Origin of the sequence: Bdellovibrio sp. HCB185ZH (assembly GCF_047302455.1) — a bacterium.
Lineage (GTDB): Bacteria > Bdellovibrionota > Bdellovibrionia > Bdellovibrionales > Bdellovibrionaceae > Bdellovibrio.
This window is the reverse complement of sequence record NZ_CP178624.1, coordinates 1414499-1431358: the sequence shown is the minus strand read 5'-3', so window position 1 is coordinate 1431358 and position 16860 is coordinate 1414499. Positions and strand designations below refer to the sequence as shown.

Annotated in this window: 22 protein-coding genes and 1 tRNA gene; 12 read left to right on the top strand and 11 right to left on the bottom strand. The window is 44.1% G+C overall.

Annotated features, from left to right (window positions below):
- Window positions 1-50: 50 nt before the first annotated feature.
- Genes ACLSU7_RS07010 through ACLSU7_RS07000 form a run of 3 tightly spaced genes read right to left on the bottom strand, consistent with a single transcriptional unit; the run spans window position 51 to window position 2273 of the window.
- Window positions 51-1235 carry a GNAT family N-acetyltransferase gene (locus tag ACLSU7_RS07010; protein WP_413294843.1) on the bottom strand — a complete coding sequence of 395 codons (1185 nt, stop codon included), beginning with the start codon at window positions 1233-1235 and terminating at the stop codon, window positions 51-53.
- Window positions 1228-1788: a JmjC domain-containing protein gene (locus tag ACLSU7_RS07005; RefSeq protein ID WP_413294842.1), complete on the bottom strand. Its 561-nt coding sequence runs from the start codon at window positions 1786-1788 to the stop codon at window positions 1228-1230. Before ACLSU7_RS07005 ends, ACLSU7_RS07010 begins: the two co-directional genes overlap by 8 nt.
- Before the next feature lie 20 nt (window positions 1789-1808).
- Window positions 1809-2273, bottom strand: coding sequence for a hypothetical protein (locus ACLSU7_RS07000; protein WP_413294841.1), 465 nt, complete (start codon window positions 2271-2273; stop codon window positions 1809-1811).
- A 252-nt stretch (window positions 2274-2525) separates the two neighbouring features.
- On the opposite strand from ACLSU7_RS07000, the gene ACLSU7_RS06995 reads away from it, so the two are divergent.
- The 5 genes from ACLSU7_RS06995 (at window position 2526) to ACLSU7_RS06975 (ending at window position 6145) form a co-directional block, all read left to right on the top strand.
- The gene (locus ACLSU7_RS06995) at window positions 2526-3275 is read left to right on the top strand and encodes a ParA family protein (RefSeq protein WP_181606485.1); all 750 of its coding nucleotides are present in this window, start codon (window positions 2526-2528) and stop codon (window positions 3273-3275) included.
- Complete coding sequence (locus ACLSU7_RS06990; RefSeq protein ID WP_413294840.1) at window positions 3266-3769, top strand: hypothetical protein; 504 nt, start codon at window positions 3266-3268, stop codon at window positions 3767-3769. Before ACLSU7_RS06995 ends, ACLSU7_RS06990 begins: the two co-directional genes overlap by 10 nt.
- A gap of 181 nt (window positions 3770-3950) precedes the next feature.
- On the top strand, window positions 3951-4904 hold the full coding sequence (locus ACLSU7_RS06985; RefSeq protein ID WP_413294839.1) for a hypothetical protein: 954 nt from the start codon (window positions 3951-3953) through the stop codon (window positions 4902-4904).
- 69 nt (window positions 4905-4973) lie between these two features.
- The gene (locus ACLSU7_RS06980; RefSeq protein WP_413294838.1) at window positions 4974-5714 is read left to right on the top strand and encodes a substrate-binding domain-containing protein; all 741 of its coding nucleotides are present in this window, start codon (window positions 4974-4976) and stop codon (window positions 5712-5714) included.
- Between the two features lie 122 nt (window positions 5715-5836).
- A complete protein-coding gene (locus tag ACLSU7_RS06975; RefSeq protein ID WP_413294837.1) occupies window positions 5837-6145 on the top strand; it encodes a hypothetical protein in 309 nt (102 codons plus the stop codon).
- Here the strand turns inward: ACLSU7_RS06975 and ACLSU7_RS06970 are convergent.
- Window positions 6095-6385 (bottom strand): SemiSWEET family sugar transporter, encoded by a 291-nt coding sequence (locus tag ACLSU7_RS06970; protein ID WP_413294836.1) that lies wholly within the window; start codon window positions 6383-6385, stop codon window positions 6095-6097. The two genes, ACLSU7_RS06975 and ACLSU7_RS06970, sit on opposite strands and share 51 nt — an antisense overlap.
- A 137-nt stretch (window positions 6386-6522) precedes the next feature.
- Here ACLSU7_RS06970 and ACLSU7_RS06965 point away from each other — a divergent pair, with 137 nt between their 5' ends.
- Window positions 6523-7308, top strand: coding sequence for a hypothetical protein (locus tag ACLSU7_RS06965; protein ID WP_413294835.1), 786 nt, complete (start codon window positions 6523-6525; stop codon window positions 7306-7308).
- Window positions 7309-7556: 248 nt separating this feature from the next.
- Here the strand turns inward: ACLSU7_RS06965 and ACLSU7_RS06960 are convergent, their stop codons facing one another.
- Both ACLSU7_RS06960 and ACLSU7_RS06955 read right to left on the bottom strand, forming a co-directional pair.
- The gene (locus ACLSU7_RS06960) at window positions 7557-8006 is read right to left on the bottom strand and encodes a hypothetical protein (protein WP_413294834.1); all 450 of its coding nucleotides are present in this window, start codon (window positions 8004-8006) and stop codon (window positions 7557-7559) included.
- Window positions 8007-8097: 91 nt separating this feature from the next.
- Window positions 8098-8793, bottom strand: a complete 696-nt coding sequence (locus tag ACLSU7_RS06955; RefSeq protein WP_413294833.1) for a hypothetical protein — start codon at window positions 8791-8793, stop codon at window positions 8098-8100.
- A 219-nt stretch (window positions 8794-9012) separates the two neighbouring features.
- Here ACLSU7_RS06955 and ACLSU7_RS06950 point away from each other — a divergent pair, with 219 nt between their 5' ends.
- Both ACLSU7_RS06950 and ACLSU7_RS06945 read left to right on the top strand, forming a co-directional pair.
- A complete protein-coding gene (locus tag ACLSU7_RS06950; RefSeq protein ID WP_413294832.1) occupies window positions 9013-9663 on the top strand; it encodes a restriction endonuclease in 651 nt (216 codons plus the stop codon).
- 347 nt (window positions 9664-10010) lie between these two features.
- Window positions 10011-10373, top strand: a complete 363-nt coding sequence (locus tag ACLSU7_RS06945; RefSeq protein WP_413294831.1) for a hypothetical protein — start codon at window positions 10011-10013, stop codon at window positions 10371-10373.
- Here the strand turns inward: ACLSU7_RS06945 and ACLSU7_RS06940 are convergent.
- Window positions 10370-11089: a sterol desaturase family protein gene (locus tag ACLSU7_RS06940; RefSeq protein ID WP_413294830.1), complete on the bottom strand. Its 720-nt coding sequence runs from the start codon at window positions 11087-11089 to the stop codon at window positions 10370-10372. The two genes, ACLSU7_RS06945 and ACLSU7_RS06940, sit on opposite strands and share 4 nt — an antisense overlap.
- Before the next feature lie 131 nt (window positions 11090-11220).
- Between ACLSU7_RS06940 and ACLSU7_RS06935 the strand changes: the two genes are divergently transcribed.
- From ACLSU7_RS06935 to ACLSU7_RS06925, 3 genes are all read left to right on the top strand, one after another.
- Entirely contained in the window at window positions 11221-11808 is a 588-nt protein-coding gene (locus ACLSU7_RS06935; RefSeq protein ID WP_413294829.1) for a TetR/AcrR family transcriptional regulator, read from the top strand.
- A gap of 21 nt (window positions 11809-11829) precedes the next feature.
- On the top strand, window positions 11830-12069 hold the full coding sequence (locus ACLSU7_RS06930; protein ID WP_413294828.1) for a hypothetical protein: 240 nt from the start codon (window positions 11830-11832) through the stop codon (window positions 12067-12069).
- A gap of 67 nt (window positions 12070-12136) precedes the next feature.
- Window positions 12137-12811, top strand: a complete 675-nt coding sequence (locus ACLSU7_RS06925; RefSeq protein WP_413294827.1) for a hypothetical protein — start codon at window positions 12137-12139, stop codon at window positions 12809-12811.
- Between the two features lie 53 nt (window positions 12812-12864).
- On the opposite strand, the gene ACLSU7_RS06920 is transcribed toward ACLSU7_RS06925, so the two are convergent.
- The 3 genes from ACLSU7_RS06920 to ACLSU7_RS06910 form a co-directional block, all read right to left on the bottom strand.
- Window positions 12865-13017 carry a hypothetical protein gene (locus ACLSU7_RS06920; RefSeq protein ID WP_413294826.1) on the bottom strand — a complete coding sequence of 51 codons (153 nt, stop codon included), beginning with the start codon at window positions 13015-13017 and terminating at the stop codon, window positions 12865-12867.
- Between the two features lie 212 nt (window positions 13018-13229).
- A complete protein-coding gene (locus tag ACLSU7_RS06915; RefSeq protein ID WP_413294825.1) occupies window positions 13230-13601 on the bottom strand; it encodes a hypothetical protein in 372 nt (123 codons plus the stop codon).
- Window positions 13602-13905: 304 nt separating this feature from the next.
- A tRNA-Gln gene (locus ACLSU7_RS06910) sits at window positions 13906-13981 on the bottom strand.
- Window positions 13982-14134: 153 nt separating this feature from the next.
- Between ACLSU7_RS06910 and ACLSU7_RS06905 the strand changes: the two genes are divergently transcribed.
- Window positions 14135-15502: a cytochrome c biogenesis protein ResB gene (locus tag ACLSU7_RS06905; protein ID WP_413294824.1), complete on the top strand. Its 1368-nt coding sequence runs from the start codon at window positions 14135-14137 to the stop codon at window positions 15500-15502.
- Here ACLSU7_RS06905 and ACLSU7_RS06900 read toward each other — a convergent pair.
- Window positions 15481-16854 carry an ammonia-forming cytochrome c nitrite reductase subunit c552 gene (locus ACLSU7_RS06900; RefSeq protein WP_413294823.1) on the bottom strand — a complete coding sequence of 458 codons (1374 nt, stop codon included), beginning with the start codon at window positions 16852-16854 and terminating at the stop codon, window positions 15481-15483. The genes ACLSU7_RS06905 and ACLSU7_RS06900 overlap by 22 nt on opposite strands.
- Between the last annotated feature and the right edge of the window lie 6 nt (window positions 16855-16860).

The following is a 16860-nucleotide window of genomic DNA, read 5'->3' as shown; positions in this document are numbered from 1 at the left end:
ACGATTTGGTAGTAATGCGGCGCAGCTATCGCGTTCTCGCAATATATTGTTCAGCCAACCGTGCTCAAAATAAGAGAATAAGTTTTGTGAGCACCTTCATCTAACTCCATTGTCATGCCAATTCTTTCAGCAACGAGGGAAGATCGGTGGTTTCTAACGGACGTTTTTACAATAGCTTTTTTCCAGCCCTTTTTTTGCATCTCTTTAAAAATTAAAAACAAACTTTTTGTAATTATCCCCTGACCTTCGCTTGCTTGGTCGATCCAATATCCTAAAGAAAATGAGCGTTGAACAAAATCCATAGAGTGAATGGAGATCGCTCCAGCAAAGTCATGGTTTGAAAAAATCTGAAAGTGAAAGGCTTTGCCCTGTTTCCATTGATGTTCAGCAAGCTGAGAGAATTTCTCCTGATCAGCCAAGGAATTTATTTTCTTTGGCCATGAGAGAAACTCAGCAAGTCGTTCTTTTTGAGCCATAACTTTCTCAAATACCAGCTGTGTGTGGAGAGACTGAGTTTTTGCAAGTTCAATTTGCCCATTGCTAACTGCTGTTTCCGGACGAACATTTCCCCAGGTCATTAAGTGTTCTAAGTTTTGCTCAATCCAAAATTTCAGATTTTCGACATTAAGACCATCAATCAGCGGAATGGCAGAGGATGCCTTTCTCCAATGTTTTTGCGACGGAATACTACCAAGTTTGTTTTCTAAAAAAAGTCGGATGATGTTGTTCAAGGTTTTAGCGGTAAGCTTTGAGCTGCTGAAATCAGACATAATATCAAAATAAAGATCTGCGCCGATGGGTTTTATTTCGTTAACAAAGCTACCGATAAATAGTTCTACATCTGAATTTTCGACCAAAACCACTCGGTTGGAAAAGCTAAAATGTAGACCATCCTCATTCGAAAGGCTATTTAGTGCGTGTTCAAAACCTAGAAAATCATGATGGTAAATTTCTATTTTTCTATGATTTGAGGGTTTAACAGCGTCACGCACAATGTGTGTACCTTCATCAAAAAATGACCACTCGATGGACTGACCGGTTTTTTCGCTCATGGAATTCAACAAGTTATGGCGATCCCTCATTGTTGGCGGCTCTGACCAAACAATCACCAGATCCAAATCGGAGGATTCGGTGAAGAACTCGGTATTAAATGAGCCAGCGAAGTATGCGTATTTAATTTCGGGAAATTCGTTTAGAATCGCTTGAAAGTCTAATACTGTTTGTTCTTTAGTCATGGTAGATTCCGAAAGAAAAATGTAGTGAAGCTTTCTCGGTAGTTATGGCTACGTGAGGCTCCCCCTTCACCAGATAGAGTGTCTGATTTTTATCAAGCACAAAATCTTTTGGTGTTTGTAGTTCTGTCCAGTTAGGTAAGTTTTCTTTTTCATCAAATAATAAAGTATCAACAGAAACGTTGTTGCGGAATGAAGGCCATACTTTCCATCTTTTGGAACCTTCTACTTGCAACACGAAAACATCATGGAGGTCGTAGTGTACAGGCAGACCTTGTGCAAAGGGAGGAGTATAGTATGCGTTGCACTGAACTCTCATTTTTAATTTTTCCCTAAGACGATTGCATGCCTCCTGAATAACGGGAAAGTTCGTTTCGAGACTATTAAAAGACCAGGTTCCGAATTCCACAGGAATATTGCTGCTTTGGAATTCATCTCTTTGGGTTTTGATATAACGGGTTTTTGCTGAAAAGGCAGAATCATGTCTCACTAATACAATGAGTTCTTTGGAAGATGGGAGTTGTAAATCAGATAGTAATAATTCAAATGTTTTCATGACTCTGCCCTTGAGAATAGTTACATCATCATCTTGCCGTCCATGTCGCATCTTAACTGGAAGTCTTTAGCTAGTTTTTTAGCTTCCTCGATACGAGCACGGTCGAATTTCATTGGATCATGAGCCGCAAACTTGATCTTAACGTTGTCTTTGTCGCTGCCTAGGATACGAACTTCAATTTTATCCACGGAAGCTGTATCCATTAGTGTTGCAACCATATGTTTTGGGATTTGGATGGAGCCATCATTTTCGAATCTGCGAACACCTACGTTAGACAAGTATGTTAGCGTTTCAACTGCTTGCTTTGGGTCGAAACCTACAATACGTTTTTGGATGATGGTGTTAACCTGCACGTGACTTTGAGTAGCCTGAGTTACTTGTTGGCCTTCAGGTTGTACCGGGGATGCCGCTTGTGCGGATGTAGCCAAGAGATTTTGGATACTCAAAATACCGAACATTGTAGAAGTGATTGCTTTAGATTTCATTTTATCCTCCTTTAGGATGTGTTAGTTGTCTCCGGGTATTGCTCAAGCCATACCAGCCCCGAATTTGCTTTAAAGTGCGTTTAATTCGATTTGAGACGTTGAAGTGGACGTTTTCGTATCTTAGTTCCAAGAATCCGGATTTCGGACGTATGCAAACCTAGACCTTCGGCTTGAAATTCGTCTCTCAAATCGCTTGTCCTTCAATCTGATTTAAAGCTGGCCTAAAGTACTGCGTATTAAGAGGTGATTTTTATGGGATCAATCGTAGCATTCATCAATCAAAAAGGCGGCGTTGCTAAAACTACGACAGCTATTAATGTGGCTGCACAATGGGCTCACAACGGCAAAAAAGTTTTGCTGGTTGATTTGGATCCGCAGTCTTCTGCGACTCGCTCCATCTTTGGCGACATGGATTTTGAAAACACCATTTATGATGTTCTAACGGGTGAGCTTGCTGCCCAAGACGCTGTTGTGCCATCTGAAACTTTTGGCTTTGACGTGATTCCATCAGAAATCATGTTAAGCGGTATCGAAATCATCCTGGCATCCAAATTCGGTCGCGAGAGCATTTTGAAACGAGGCTTGGCCGAGATCAAAGATCAATACGACATCATCGTGATCGATTGTTCTCCTTCATTGGGTCTTTTGACCGTGAATGCGTTGATCGCTTCTAAAGATATCGTGATTCCAATTTGCCCAGAATATTTCTCTTTAAAAGGTATCGAGTTGATCCTTGAGACGTTGAAAAACATCCATCAAGGTTTGGGTCATAAAATCGATGTGCGTGGAATTATCATTTCTAAATACCGCAATCGTAAGATCGTGGAAAAAGTCATCAATGATCTTCGCACGAACTACACGATCCCGGTGTTTAATAATTACATCCCGGATTCCATCGTGGTTGAAGAAGCGCATCACAATCACAAACCGATGCTTCAATACTCGCCAAGAAATCCTGCAGGCCAGGCTTTAGCTAATCTTGCTGTGGAAATGTGGGCGTAGGCAGTCTTAATCCCTTATTCGTAGATTCAACAAAACCCATTGGTGATAAAGTCGTCACCAATGTGGAATTGTTGTCCGTCGTGCTTCACGACGGTGATTCTGTATTTTTCGAAGTGAGCGATGAATACGGTTTTCAGCAGCGCTTTGCTTTAAAGGCTGTTGAAACAAAAAAGTCTGTCAAGTACACCGCCGAAGTGTGGCTTAAATACCAACACGAAATTCAGTATCGTTTTGTGATGGTGAATGGCGGGGAGGAAGTATTCGTCTCGGCCACTCAGAAAGCTCGCGCGGGTCATATCATTTCTGACAAATGGGCACCGACTTTCAAACCCGATACTTTGCGCGAGAAAAAAGCAAAGCGTCCACAACAGCGCGGTGAAGCTGCGGCCGCAGCTGTGAAAGAAGCCAAAGCCCAACGCGAAGCCCGAAGCAAACCTTTGGGACAACCCAATATGCTTTCGCAGATTAAATCTTTGATCGACGATTTGCTTTAAGATTACTTTCCAACGACACTATCCCAAAATCTAATGTTCAACATCAGTCCGGTTTTGCTTCGCACTGGCCGTGCTGACTTTTAAAACTAAGTCTATCAAACCACTAGCTGCACGAAGATTCCTTAATTAAATTTTTTCATTAGGAGAACAAATCACCCCGAGCGATCAAGGAGGATTGTATATGGGAATGGCGTTCATTCGTGCGCTGATAGTTTCATTGTTGATGACCTGGTGTATTTCAAGCTGGGCTTTTTTTATGCCGGAAGCTCCTCAAGGAGCACCACAAGATTCACCTGATATTGAAACCGATGACCCACGCCCGCCAGGATGGACCGAGTGGACCACGATTGGTGGACAAGGTACCTCTGATCCAGCCAGTTGCACACGCACAAATTTTCGCACGGAAGTTTTTGTGCGCGGAACTGACAATGCTTTATGGCACCGTCGCTGGAATGGAAATAGCTGGGAGAATTGGGTAAACCTAGGAGGCACTTTAACGTCTTCTCCTTCCGCTGCATGTTGGGGCTCAAATCGTATCGACGTATTTGTGCGCGGAACTGACAATGCCTTGTGGGTTCGTCCTTACCGTTCGGGTCACTGGCTTCCTTGGTACACACTTGGCGGTTTTTTAACAACGGGCCCGGGATCTGCAGCAAGATCGGGGAATCGCCTGGATGTTTTCGTTGCAGGTGCTGACAGCTCTCTTTATCAACGTTCATTTTCTGGTGGTGCCTGGGGAGCGTGGGTCGGTTTAGGTGGCACTTTGACTTCGGATCCGACTGCGGTTTCATGGGGTCCCAATCGTTTGGATGTGTTTGCGCGCGGAACTGACAATGCCGTCTGGCACCGCTGGTTTACAGGTGGCTCATGGTCAGCATGGGAATCCTTGGGAGGTGTCGCAACATCTGCTCCCGGTTCTTCTTCGTGGGGATCAGGGCAAGTGGATGTCTATGTCAGAGGCACTGACAACGCTCTTTATTATCGTCGTTACTTAAGTGGTTCATGGAGTGCGTGGAGTTCTCTGGGAGGTGTTTTGACTTCCGGACCGTCAGCGACTTCGTCTGGCAATAAAAGAGTGATCGTGTTTGTGAAGGGCACTGACAATACGTTGTTCTACCGTACGTATAAGGAATAATTTTTGAGTACGGGAGCGAGTCTGATAGGCTTTGCTCCCGAATCAACTTTATCGTTGGAGGATTTGGAAATGATTAAAGGTGTCTTGCTCTCATCGGTTTGTCTGTTGTCTCTTTCTACAAAAGCGGCGGCGTCTCTGGTCGTACTTGGTCCAGGCGGTCCCGCGCCAGCGATGAAGAAGTGCGGAGCGCTTTTTGCGGACGCTAAAAAAGTAAACGTCGAGGTAAAAGCAGGCCCCATGGATAGCTGGCAAACCGATATCCCAAATGCTGACATCTTTTATTCCGGTTCTGAAAACATGATGGATTCATTCAAGGATAAAATTTCTGAACTTGATGGATCGACTATTCAAACTCATTATTTGCGACCTTCTGCGATTTTAGTTCGTCCTGGGAATCCACTTAAAATCAAAGGCGTGAAAGATCTGACGGAGCGTAAAATCAAAGTGATGGTGGTGAACGGTGCTGGGCAAGTCGGGATGTGGGAAGACATTGTGGGCCGACTTCAAAGTGCTAAAGCGTTAAATACCTTTCGTGCGAATACTGTTTTTGCAGCAAAGAATACCGGTGAGGCGGATAAGAGGTGGAAAGAGGACAGCAGCATTGAAGCGTGGCTGGTGTTCAATATTTGGGGAACAAGAAATTTAGATAACGCGGAAATTATTCCTACCGAAAAAGAGCTTACGATTTACAGATCCATGGGGACTGCGCTTTCTACTAAAAAGGGCGATAAGAACTTAGCCAAAGAGTTTGTGAAGTTTGTCGCATCTGATGAGTGCCGCAAAGTATTTAACAAAGAGGGTTGGAAGTAAATACGTTGCTGTTGATGTTATCGTGAAACTTTTGAGGGATCAGTTGCGTTGTAACACCGTGCTCTTAAATTTATAACTGTGAGAACAGTTGGATAAAGTCGAAAACCTATAGGGGGAACCATATGAAGGCGATCGCACTTTATCCGACACAGCATTTAAAATCTTGGCTACATGATCAACTGGTGGATTTCGATAACGAGCTGATTGATGAGGCGATGATTTTTTTGATTCCTCAATCAACACCAGTTTTATTAGATGATGCTAAAAGCTTTTCCTTCCTTAAAACAGCTTCTGGAAGATTCATGACTGCAAACGCAGGTGTGAAAGTTCCAAACTTATCACCTGAAAACTTTGGCGATTACTTCCGTTATGAAGTGTTTTCAGATGTGGTGAATCTGGGGCGTAGTGCGGTGGCTGTCGCCGAATTTTAATTTAAGTCCTAGAAGGACGGCGTTGATAATTAGGTTTACGGCATTGGTTAGGATAATTGCGATTTCATCTTGGATGACTCCAAAAACAATCCAGAGTGCCGTACCAAAACTCAGTATGAGATAAGTCTTATAAGATATGTCTTTACCAGATCTGGTTTTTAAAATCTTTAAAACCTGCGGTATTCCGCAAAGACTTGTACAGGCGCCAGCTATTAATCCTAAGAGAGTTACACTATCCATTCCCCTTAATAGCAGTCATTTAAGCCGATATCGATAGAAGCTAAAATAATATGTTCTAAGACAAAGATTGAAGGAAAGCTCTATCTTTGAATGTTGTACCCATTCATCCTACGGCAATATTGAGAAAGGAAAGATGTATGGGCAATGAATCTTATAAAAATGATACTGGATTAAATGAACATCGTCATTTGGTGTGTTGGCGTTCCGCACTAGCTGGAGTGGTGATCGGTTTAATTACCATCACGGGACTTCTTGCGCTTTCAATTGCGTTTGGTGGAATTGGCCTAGAGGATGGGTCCACAGTTAAAGCAGCTACGGTTTTTGCTGGCGTGAGTATTGTTGTCGCCATGATGGTCGGTAATTTTGCCGGTAGCTATTATGCCGTTCGCATTGCAAGACGCCGAGTTGACGTTGTGGGTGTGATGCAAGGATTGCTGGTCGGTGGGATTTGCTCCCTTATCGTTGTTTGTCATACGATGAGTTCGGTCGCAACTCTTGGCAAAGTAACTGGAACAGCCCTTGGCGCTGCAGCCGGTGCTGCAGGTGGGATTGCTTCAACTCAAGCTCCCCTTATTCAAGATATTATTCAAGATGGTCTTGGTGGACGTAAACTTACCTCTGATCCCGAAGTGATCGTAAAGAACCTTTCCTCTCGTCTGATCAGAGGCGATACGGAAAGTGCAAAGAACTATTTGGCATCTCAAGCAGGCATTAGTTCCGAAGAAGCGGATAAAGCCATCACAGTGATGAAAGAAAAAACTGACAAAGCACTCGAGGACGCCCGAAAGGCTGCGGCGACAGCTTTTAAAGCCATTGGCTGGAGTAGTTTTGTGACTCTTGTGCTGGCCATGATTGCTGCCGCTCTAGGCGGCATGGTTGGAGCGGTTTGCAATGAACGACGAATGATTGATGTTGCTCGGTAAGGAGGCTTAATGAAAGCGGAAAACTTTTTGAACAATACTAAAGGTGCGATTGGCTGGATCCTGCTTTGGGCTTTAGGTATTCCAATTCCAATATTAATAATTTTATTTCTGATTCGCGGCGGGACATAACTTAGAGAAGTAGAAGCTCGATCTTGGGCTTCTGCAGGAACGGTTCGCCTTATTGGTGAAAGTAAGGGCGACAAATCAAAAAAGGAGGGTTGTCCCTCCTTTTTTTTCGTTTCTTTTAATTACTGAGCTGGAACTTGTTGAACTGGGTACAGACCAAGAGCGCTTGCTTCTTCAGTCGACATATCGAACTGAGGGTACAAACCTTGAGTCATTGTGCAAACGACGTCGACGTTAGCATTGCCTTCGGACGTGTTAGCTTCCAAAGTGCCACGGTATGTTCTTGAGCGAGAATCAAAATTAGCAGTCAAACGACCAGCAGCATCGTCACTTGTCGCAGTTGCATGGATGTAGCGACCTTCTTGAACGTCGCTAGAAGTTACTTTCATAGAGATTTGTTTGCTGGAGCCACCAGATACAGTGACCAGGATGTTGCCAACGATTTGGTTGCCAGAAGATGTTGCATCAGCTTTGAAGTTGTACCAGTAGTAAGAACCTTCGCAGTGAATTTGTCCTGCTTGAGCCAATCCACCAGACAATAGCAATGCGCCAATCACAAATAACTTATTCATAAACCCCTCCGTGAGTGTTCAATAAGCGTCATATCGTTAGAGTAAAAGGTCAATTATAGCGCTGGTTGACGCAATGCTTTTTGCTAACATTTCAAGGCATCTCATCGTTGATGCGATATTTATCCATCAGGGGTTCGAGTGCGCGCGCGATATCCTTGTGACGGTCATTCAGGTAAATATATAGATTGGCTGTTACGAAAGGGTTCTGTGCGCGCACGAAGTGGCTATTGTATTCTTTAAGTGTCGGATCTTCTACTTCAAGTGTCGGCCCGATAAATACGTCCACTCGGCCGTTCGCGAGCATTTTTAAACACTGAAACGTATTCGCAGCTTCAAGCACCTGAAGTTGAAGCTCTTTGGCCACTTGTGCTCGTAATCGATTTCCAAGGGTCAGACAGGTTTTACGCCACTTAAATGATTTTGGTTGATCCAGATTCAGATCGCTGCCACTTTTTTTATAAAAATAGTATTTAAGCCGGGCCATGGGGCTTTGAACGCGGACCAGATGGGGAAGGTCACTGCCGAATGCATCAATGCGAAATGTGTCTCCATCAAGTTCACCTCTGGAGACCATCAGCAGTGAGCGGGATAGTGGAACTTTTTTAAAAATCACTTCACAGCCAATTTCTTTAAATGGCTGTTGAAAAGACTCGATCTTTTTTTGAACTGCCGGCGGCCAGCTTTCTGCAATTGAAATAGTCAACGCGTGGGGGCACGGCCCTCCGTGAACTACCATAGAAAAGAGGAGTATTGCTAGAACGATGAGTCCGCGAGCTGAATCTTTCATTTAAAAAAGTATTGCGGATCTTGCTCGAATTGCAAAGCACACTTTACCGAGGCAAAGCGTTCTTGCGAAACGGCATCATTATTTAAGTTGGATAACAGCACAAGGTATTACAACTTTTGAAGGATATGGCTTTGAGAGATGGCACGTGACTTTGTTTCAGAGTGAAACACTCACAGGGAATTTTCTATTGTTTACAAGTGAAAATTCCGATGAATTAGCATGCAGTACCATCTAATCATTTTTGCGGTTTTGATAGTTGTGGTTGTCGCGATCATCGCCTTGCGCGGCTTCACAGCGGACGCGCGAGCTGAAGATGATCTGGAGCGCTTTTTAAGCGAGCCGATGTCGCCACGTCAACGTGCGAGATTCTATGAACGCTATGTCGGGCACCTGTTTGAAAATCAGGGGTATGACGTTGCTTATCTTGGTTCGCTTAAAGGTTATACGGATCATGGGCGCGATATTATTGTGACCACACCGGAAGAAATTTTGGTTATTCAAACAAAGTGTTGGTCTAAACGGAGAGTCGTCCACGATAATGATATCTATCAATTATTCGGCAAGATGAGCCACATCAAGCAGACCTCCGAAGATCCTAAGCGTAAAATCAGAGCTGTGTTTTTTTCAACGTCTCAGTATTCAAGCTTAGCAAAACAAGCGGCAAGTGCCTTGGGTGTGGAGATTAGAACAGAAAGGCTCAATCTCTCTTATCCCATGATTAAATGCAGTGTTTCGCCGACGGGGGAGAAGTATTACTATCTTCCGTTTGATCCTGTTTATGACCGTGTTCAGGTGAAGAGAAATCGCGATGAGTACTTTGTGCGTACCGTGAATCAAGCGGTGCAAAAGGGATTTAAGCGGGCGGGTTAAGAATTTCAAAAATAAACCGATAAGTATTTATGACGCTTCTGCGGACCTACTTATTCTATTTTACTATCTCGTCTTACTCATTCGCTTATGCTTCTTATATTTCTGTCCGCGGCAGCTCTGATCTCGAGTATGGAAAGCCTGAAGAAAGTGCGAAGGTTACTTTAGGCATATACCTACAACCAGGAACTACAAAAGCAGTCGAGTCTAAGGGGCTCATCCAGATAGTTTTAAAAGATAAAAAGGGGAAAGCTCTTTTTGTAACAAGTGCGCAGCCTGGGTTCACGGTTCGAGCTTGTGGCAAGGGACCAACTTACTTCCTTTCTTCACTTAGTGCTGAACTCCCATATATGTGTGGGATGCACACTTTGGATGCCCGGAAGAACGGTAAACTCATTCAGCGATTCTTTGTCGCTTCAAAGCTCCTTAACGACATCATTGCAATGACTCCCACGGACATGTTTCGTAAGGAGTACCAGGTTGATGGTTTAAAGAGAATTGAAGCCATTGCGACGGAGTTTAATTCTTCGATCGAATTGGGAGACATTTCCAATGCGAAACTGAAAATCAGTGAATTGGTTTCTTTGGTGTCGGATATCTCTCAGCATGATTATTTTAATTTTAAAATCCCAATGTCATTTGAGAAATACCAAGGATTGCTCTTAGAGCTTCGCAAGAATGTTTTTTCAGAGTATGGATGTGGTAGCTCTTAAGACTTATGCACATCCCGCAGGAGCAACATATCGCCTAAACGTTGCTCCTTTTCATCATCAAATCCACAAGCACCATCCCATGTTTTGGGGTTTTCATAAGTCCCAAACATCATGTCCCAAAAAACGAAGTCGCCGTAATTGTTCTTATGCTTATTATATTCATGATGAATACGATGCATTTCCGGGCGTTGGAAGATATACCCCATCCACTGCGGGGTTCTGATATTGGTATGATAAAAGAACTCACCCAAGGCTGTAAACAGCGTATAGACCGCGCCTGCTTCAACGCTTAAACCTAAGAACGTAAATACGATCAAACTACCCAAGATGGAATTTATCAACATTTCTTGGGGATGCTTATAAAACGAAGTGATGACTTCCAGGCGTTGCGGGCTATGGTGAATTTGGTGAAAGTATCTCCATAGGAAATCTGATTCATGTCTTGCACGGTGCCACCAATAGAAAATAAACGTCGCAAAGAAATAGGCGATGAATCCTCCCAACCATGGTGCGACGTGATCGGACAATCTAAATACGGAAAAAGCTGCGAGCCATTTTTCCCAGGTGTATCCCGCAAGAGTAACGATACCTAATTGCGCAATGTTGATGGCGAGGACTCGGATGTGCCAGGTTTTTACATCGGGGAGCTTCCACCCTGTAAAGATTCGTTCAAGAATAAAGCAGAATACGAAAATCGATAAAGTGATCGTGAGCATTTTGCCTCCTTCTCTATGCTTCTAATTTATCAGGGGGTATCGGTCATGGGAATGAAACCTCCCGTCAGAACTGGTGGTTTTTTGTCGGTCTCGTGCTTGTAAACACGGTCCTATTTTGAGACGATTTATCCATGGCGAATAAAGCGGATTCTAAAGAGCAAAAGCAGGTGGCGGTGTCCCTCGCTATTCTAGAGGTTATTGAGCGGGATGGCTTGAATGGGGTGACTCATTCCAAGGTGTCGCGTAAGTCGGGTGTTTCCCGCGCTTGGATCTATGAGTATATCGGGAAAGAGAAGTCGGACCTTATCGAGTATGCGGGGGAGGTTTTTACTTCTTTCTTTGCGCGCACTAAGAAAGCTGATCGTCCTAAGACTCGTGCCGAGTTGATGCAGCGGTTGGAAGAGGGCACTGAGTTCGTATTCCAAGCGGTGCAGGCGAATCCGGTTATTATTAAGCTTCATTATCGTTTTCGTGGGACAGATACGGCGATTGGGAAGGTGATCGCTAAGTATGAGAAGTATTGGATTGGGAATACTTCTAAGAGTTTGGTGGAGATTTTGGGGATGAGTGGTGCGGAGGCGAGTGCTTTTGCGGAGATGATTATGGTTTTGCGGCTTGGGTTTGCTTTTCGGGTGGTGACGGAGGTAAAAGCCGGAAGTCATTTAAGTGAATCAAAGTTGGCAATGGGTTTACTATTTCGAGCACATTTCGGCAGGTAATGATTATTTATGGAGGCAATATTGGATATAGAAGTGATTCTTTTGAAAAATACTGACGGATATCAAGCAATCGGAAGTTGGGTGGGTGCGACCTGGGGAATGTATGCAGTGAATACTGGTAACTGTGCGAACCCCAAGGAATGCATCAATGAATTAAAAGTACAATTGGAGAAACGACTTAAATCGAATGATACTTTTTCTATTAAAGGACGGAGCTACAAATCAATTTCTGAAATACCTGAAGAATTATCTGATGATTGAGTGCCCTATTTGTCTTCAGTTAGTAGAAAAGATGAAATCCGGGAGCCATGTCATTCCCAGATGGGCTATGCTGATGACTAAGGAGGGCAGTGGAAATTATGCCTCGCTTAATCTGAATAAAGATGATGACCCTAATGCAACACGCGCCCAACGTGATTTGATTTGTGATTTTTGGTGCGGCGATTGTGAAAATCGATTTAGAGATGATGACGCGAATGGTGCGCGTTTCTTCAAGGACCGAAGATATATTAAAAAAGTAATAGATCCGCACCCAAGTTCGGGTAATCGTGGAATTGAAATTCATGACGGAAATTCTTTAAATGACTTGAGAAGTTTTATCGTCAGTTTGCTATTGAGAGGTGAGGTTTATGGTAGACAGAAGTTTGGAAAAAAAATTTTAGGATCGAGATTTAACTATTTTGCGAAATCACACGTTGAGGGGGTATTTAGTGGCAACGGGACTGGGTTACTGTTGGTTCGAAATTCTATACTCAGTGCCAGTCATTCTAGTCCTGTAAAAACACGTTTCGGTGATCGCATATGTGTAATGCTTTTTTTCTGCGGCTATAACATTTTTTTGGTTTCGGATAGTAGAGGTCCTGAGGATAACGATCTATTTAAACTGGCTTCTGAAGCAGAAATAATAATTCCGATATTTGGAGCGGCAGAACTACCACATCTGAGTAAACTCATTCAGGCGATTCAAAAAATTGGATCACTATCTCGAAGAAAAGAAAAATAGTGTACAGTCTGTCCGATTTTCTTCGGCGCAATTAATTGTGTGATGGAATAATACTATTCAAATCTTTTTTCAGTTTCGACCAGAGCTGGTGTCATCGAAATCTGAATCGCAGATTCTTTAGGGTTAGTCTGATATCCCATTAAAGTAAGTTCCTGGGATTGAATGTTAAAAGACTCCGATTGAAGTCTGTCAGGGTCGTTAATCATGTAATAGCAGTAAGCACAGCAATAAAACCCTAATAATAAGGTTATCAGAACCAATAGGAATATTTGCTGCCACAAGACGGCATTTAAAAGCAATGTTCCTGAAAGAACAACCTCGCTAATTCCAATAATCCAATTTAGCGGCGTCATGGCGTTCTTGGTGGATAAGCTTCCAGAGTTCCGTTTGGCGTTTTTCCTGTGAAGAGAGGGCATTCTTATGGTGTCTCCGTGAATAAGGAGAAAGTTATCGTGGAAGCAGCTCCCGCTCCTATCGGATGAATAGAAAGAAATAGTTTGAAACGTTTATCGCCAATAAAAAAACCATATGGAGCAGTTGTGCCTCCTCCACTAGCTAGCAGTTTTTTGGCAATCGAAATATTCATGATTCTTCCATCTAGCGCCGGTTCACCCGATGGGCTTGCATCATCAACAAAGTTAAATTGAATTGTAAAGTTTTGTACAATTCCGTCAGCAGTAACATTTAGGGGCATAACTAGTTGAATCGTTTCAGGACGGGCAAAAACAACGGAATTAGAGTAAATTAGCTGTGACTTTCCGGATAATATTTGAATATCAAGATTTGCCATTTTTTGGTGTCCTCTTAAGCATTGAATATAGCAATCATTTTATAAATCACCAAAATATAAATATTCGCAGTAATGTTCTGGGCTCGGCTCCTCCCACGAATGCGCATCCGGCGCATTCGTCCCGAAGCCGGGGCCGTTCGCTCGTCAGGCCGTCCGGGCCCATCGAATTTCGTTTAACGAATTACTTCCATTTTCGATTGTCGATTTTCGTCCGATTTTTTCGCACGTGGAAAACTCGCTGGCCTATCGGCGCCGCTTTGAAATTAGAAATTGGATATTAGAGGAATTTTTTCTGCGAAAAAATTGGATGGGGTAGCAGGACTCGAACCTGCGAATGACAGAATCAAAATCTGTTGTCTTACCAACTTGACGATACCCCAACTGAGTCATTGCGAACCGCTAAATTACGGATTTTGGGCCACAAAGGCAAGATAAGATGCATTGCGTCTTTAAGTGAAGTCCGTGGGGGATGTGATTTTGCAGCCGATCGTGGATAAATTCACTCTCAGGCTTCCCCTTGATAGCGTCAAGGGGTGCGATTCTTTAAAAAGCTTCTGAAATTTTACTCGTCTCTGCAGTTGGCGGTCGTGATTTTGCTCCTTTTGGCCATTTTGACCTGCTTGGGGACTCTCGTTGAAAGTCGGTTGGATTCCCAGGCGGCTCAGGTTTTTGTCTATCGTTCGCTGTGGATGAACCTGCTTTTGGGGAACTTGGTGCTTAGTCTTTGCGCAGTCATGGTGGATCGCTGGCCGTGGAAGCCCAAGCATGCGGCTTTTATCTGTGCCCATGTTGGGGTGATCACCATCATCACCGGCGCCATGATCACGCAGTGGAAGGGCGTGGATGGCACCGTCAGGCTGACCCCGGGGGAGAGTCAAAACTCTGCCACTGTGGCCGAGGCGGAACTGACTTTGTATCGCTCGCCCGATGGGGCTGAGTTTGAAAAAGTTTATGCCGATACCGTTCACTTTTTAAAAAATCCCATCACTCCCGAAAAGCCGTTCATCTTTAAAACTTCCGATGCCGATATTGAAATCGTTGAGAGCGTGCCTTACGCCCAAGCGCAAATGGAAGTCGTGGCCTCTGAAATTCCGCAAAGTGGGGCGGGACTGCGTTTTCAAATTAAGAATGAGCGCATTCATTCCTTGGATTGGCTGGTGCAAAGAAATATTTTTGAAACCGTATCGTACGATATGGGACCGCTGCTGATGACCATGGGAGGCCTGTGGCAGCGAAACTTAGAGCGCAATGAAATCCGTCTGGTGCCTGATCAAGAAAAAATCAGTTATGCCTTTTATAAAAAGAATGAAAAAGATCCCATCATGAAGGGGAGTGTGGCCGAGGGCGGCTCTTTAAAAACTCCGTGGATGGGACTTGAATTCCGCGTGCTTAGATTTTTCCCAAAAGCCGAAGTGCGCTGGGACGTGCGGAGGCTTGATCATCCTTCACCGAAAACTTCAGCGGCGATCCTGGTGAAACATCGTGGGAATGAAAATTGGCTCTTTCAGAATGATGTTTTAAAAATGTTCACCGAAAAACACGTTTACATACTTTCTTATCGCAACCGCCAGGTGGATTTGGGATTCCCTCTGTCGTTAAAAGATTTCCGTAAAGCGCAGTACCCCGGCAGTGAACGCGCGATGGCCTATGAAAGCACCATACAATATGGCACAGATAAAAAAGAAACCGTGATCTCGATGAATGAGCCCTTGAAATATCAAGGCTTCACGATCTATCAAGCAGGCTTTGAGCCCCTACCGAATTCTTCCAAGTACATGAGTGTGCTTTCGGTGAATTACGATCCCGGAAGACCCCTAAAATATCTAGGCGCCTTCATTATGTGTTTGGGAATTGTCCTGCTGTTTTATTTCCGCAAAGCTTATCGCAAAGAATCCTTGTAAGCGCGAACCGCTTCCTGACCCTTGCGGGACATATCAATCGATAAACCAAAGACCCGCGCAGATTCCTGCGGAGCATGGAAACCGGTGGAGTTTTCAGCCTCGACAAAGTCGAACAAGAACTGGGCATCGCGCTGGTGTTGTCTTGCGGCTTCCAGATGTTTATTCGGAGTCTTCGCCAAATCCACATCCTTGTACGGTTTTAAATCGTTGATCAAAGCAATCAAGGCATCAAAGGACACATCACGGAGCTGCGCATGGCGATCTTGAATGGTCGTTGCTCGGGTCATCAGATCTTTTTCAGAAACGTTATGACAAGTCTGGCAGGCGCGGTTGATATTTAAAAGCGGACTGCGAATCCAGTGATCGGTGATTTTCATCGCACCCACTCTTTGATAAGGCATGTGGCAGTCAATACAGCTGACACCCGCTTGCGCGTGGGTACCTTGCGAGAAAGTCTCAAACTCCGGATGCTGCGCTTTTAAAACAGGCGCGCCAGTTTCTTTATGAACCCAGTCTTTGAATTTTGTTTCGTTATAGTATGCCAAAATTTGGTCAGCCTTGATCCCTTTAGCCCACGGATAGGTCAAAGTTTTGGCGTCGCCCTTGAAATAATATTCAACGTGGCACTGAGCGCACACGAACGTGCGCATCTCTTGGCGCGAAGCCATTTTGTTGACGTCGTATTCTTTAATTCCCTGGGACGCCTTAAAGACTTTGATCCCTTCCATGAAAGCCGGGCGAGTGATTCTTAACGACATGTCTTTGGAATCATGGCAATCAATGCACGAAACAGGATGCTTGGTTAAACTTGCGACATCGTGATAGGGCTGCTTATTCATAATATCGAAACCTTTTTGAATATCTCCCTCGCCCAGTTTTTTATAAATCGAGTATGTTGACCCGTGGCAGTTCAAACACGCACCGGGTTGCTTCACCACCACTTGGCGTTCCGTTAATTCCTGATCTAACAACATATACGCGTGCCCGCGGTCTTCGCGGAAATCTTTGGAAAAGGCGTATCCCGCCCACATGATTTTCAAGCGGGGATCTTCGTCGATTTTTTGCACGGAAGTAAATTTGCGCGGATCTTTATCCGTCGGCACATGCGGGAAAGCTTCCGATCCACCGTATTTGGTGCGAGTCATATCCACCGTTCGTAAATAAGAATCATACTGATGCGGAAAGTTTTTCCCCCATATTGCCGGATCATCGGTGTCATCGGTGATTTCTACCACGCGGTAAAAGGTTTGTTTGCCCTCTTGTTTCTTTTCAAAGATGTCCACCAGGAGGGCTGTGATCAGAATCGTCAGCAGGATCGCCACGACCGAGATGATGATATTTAATTTTTTCATAAGCCG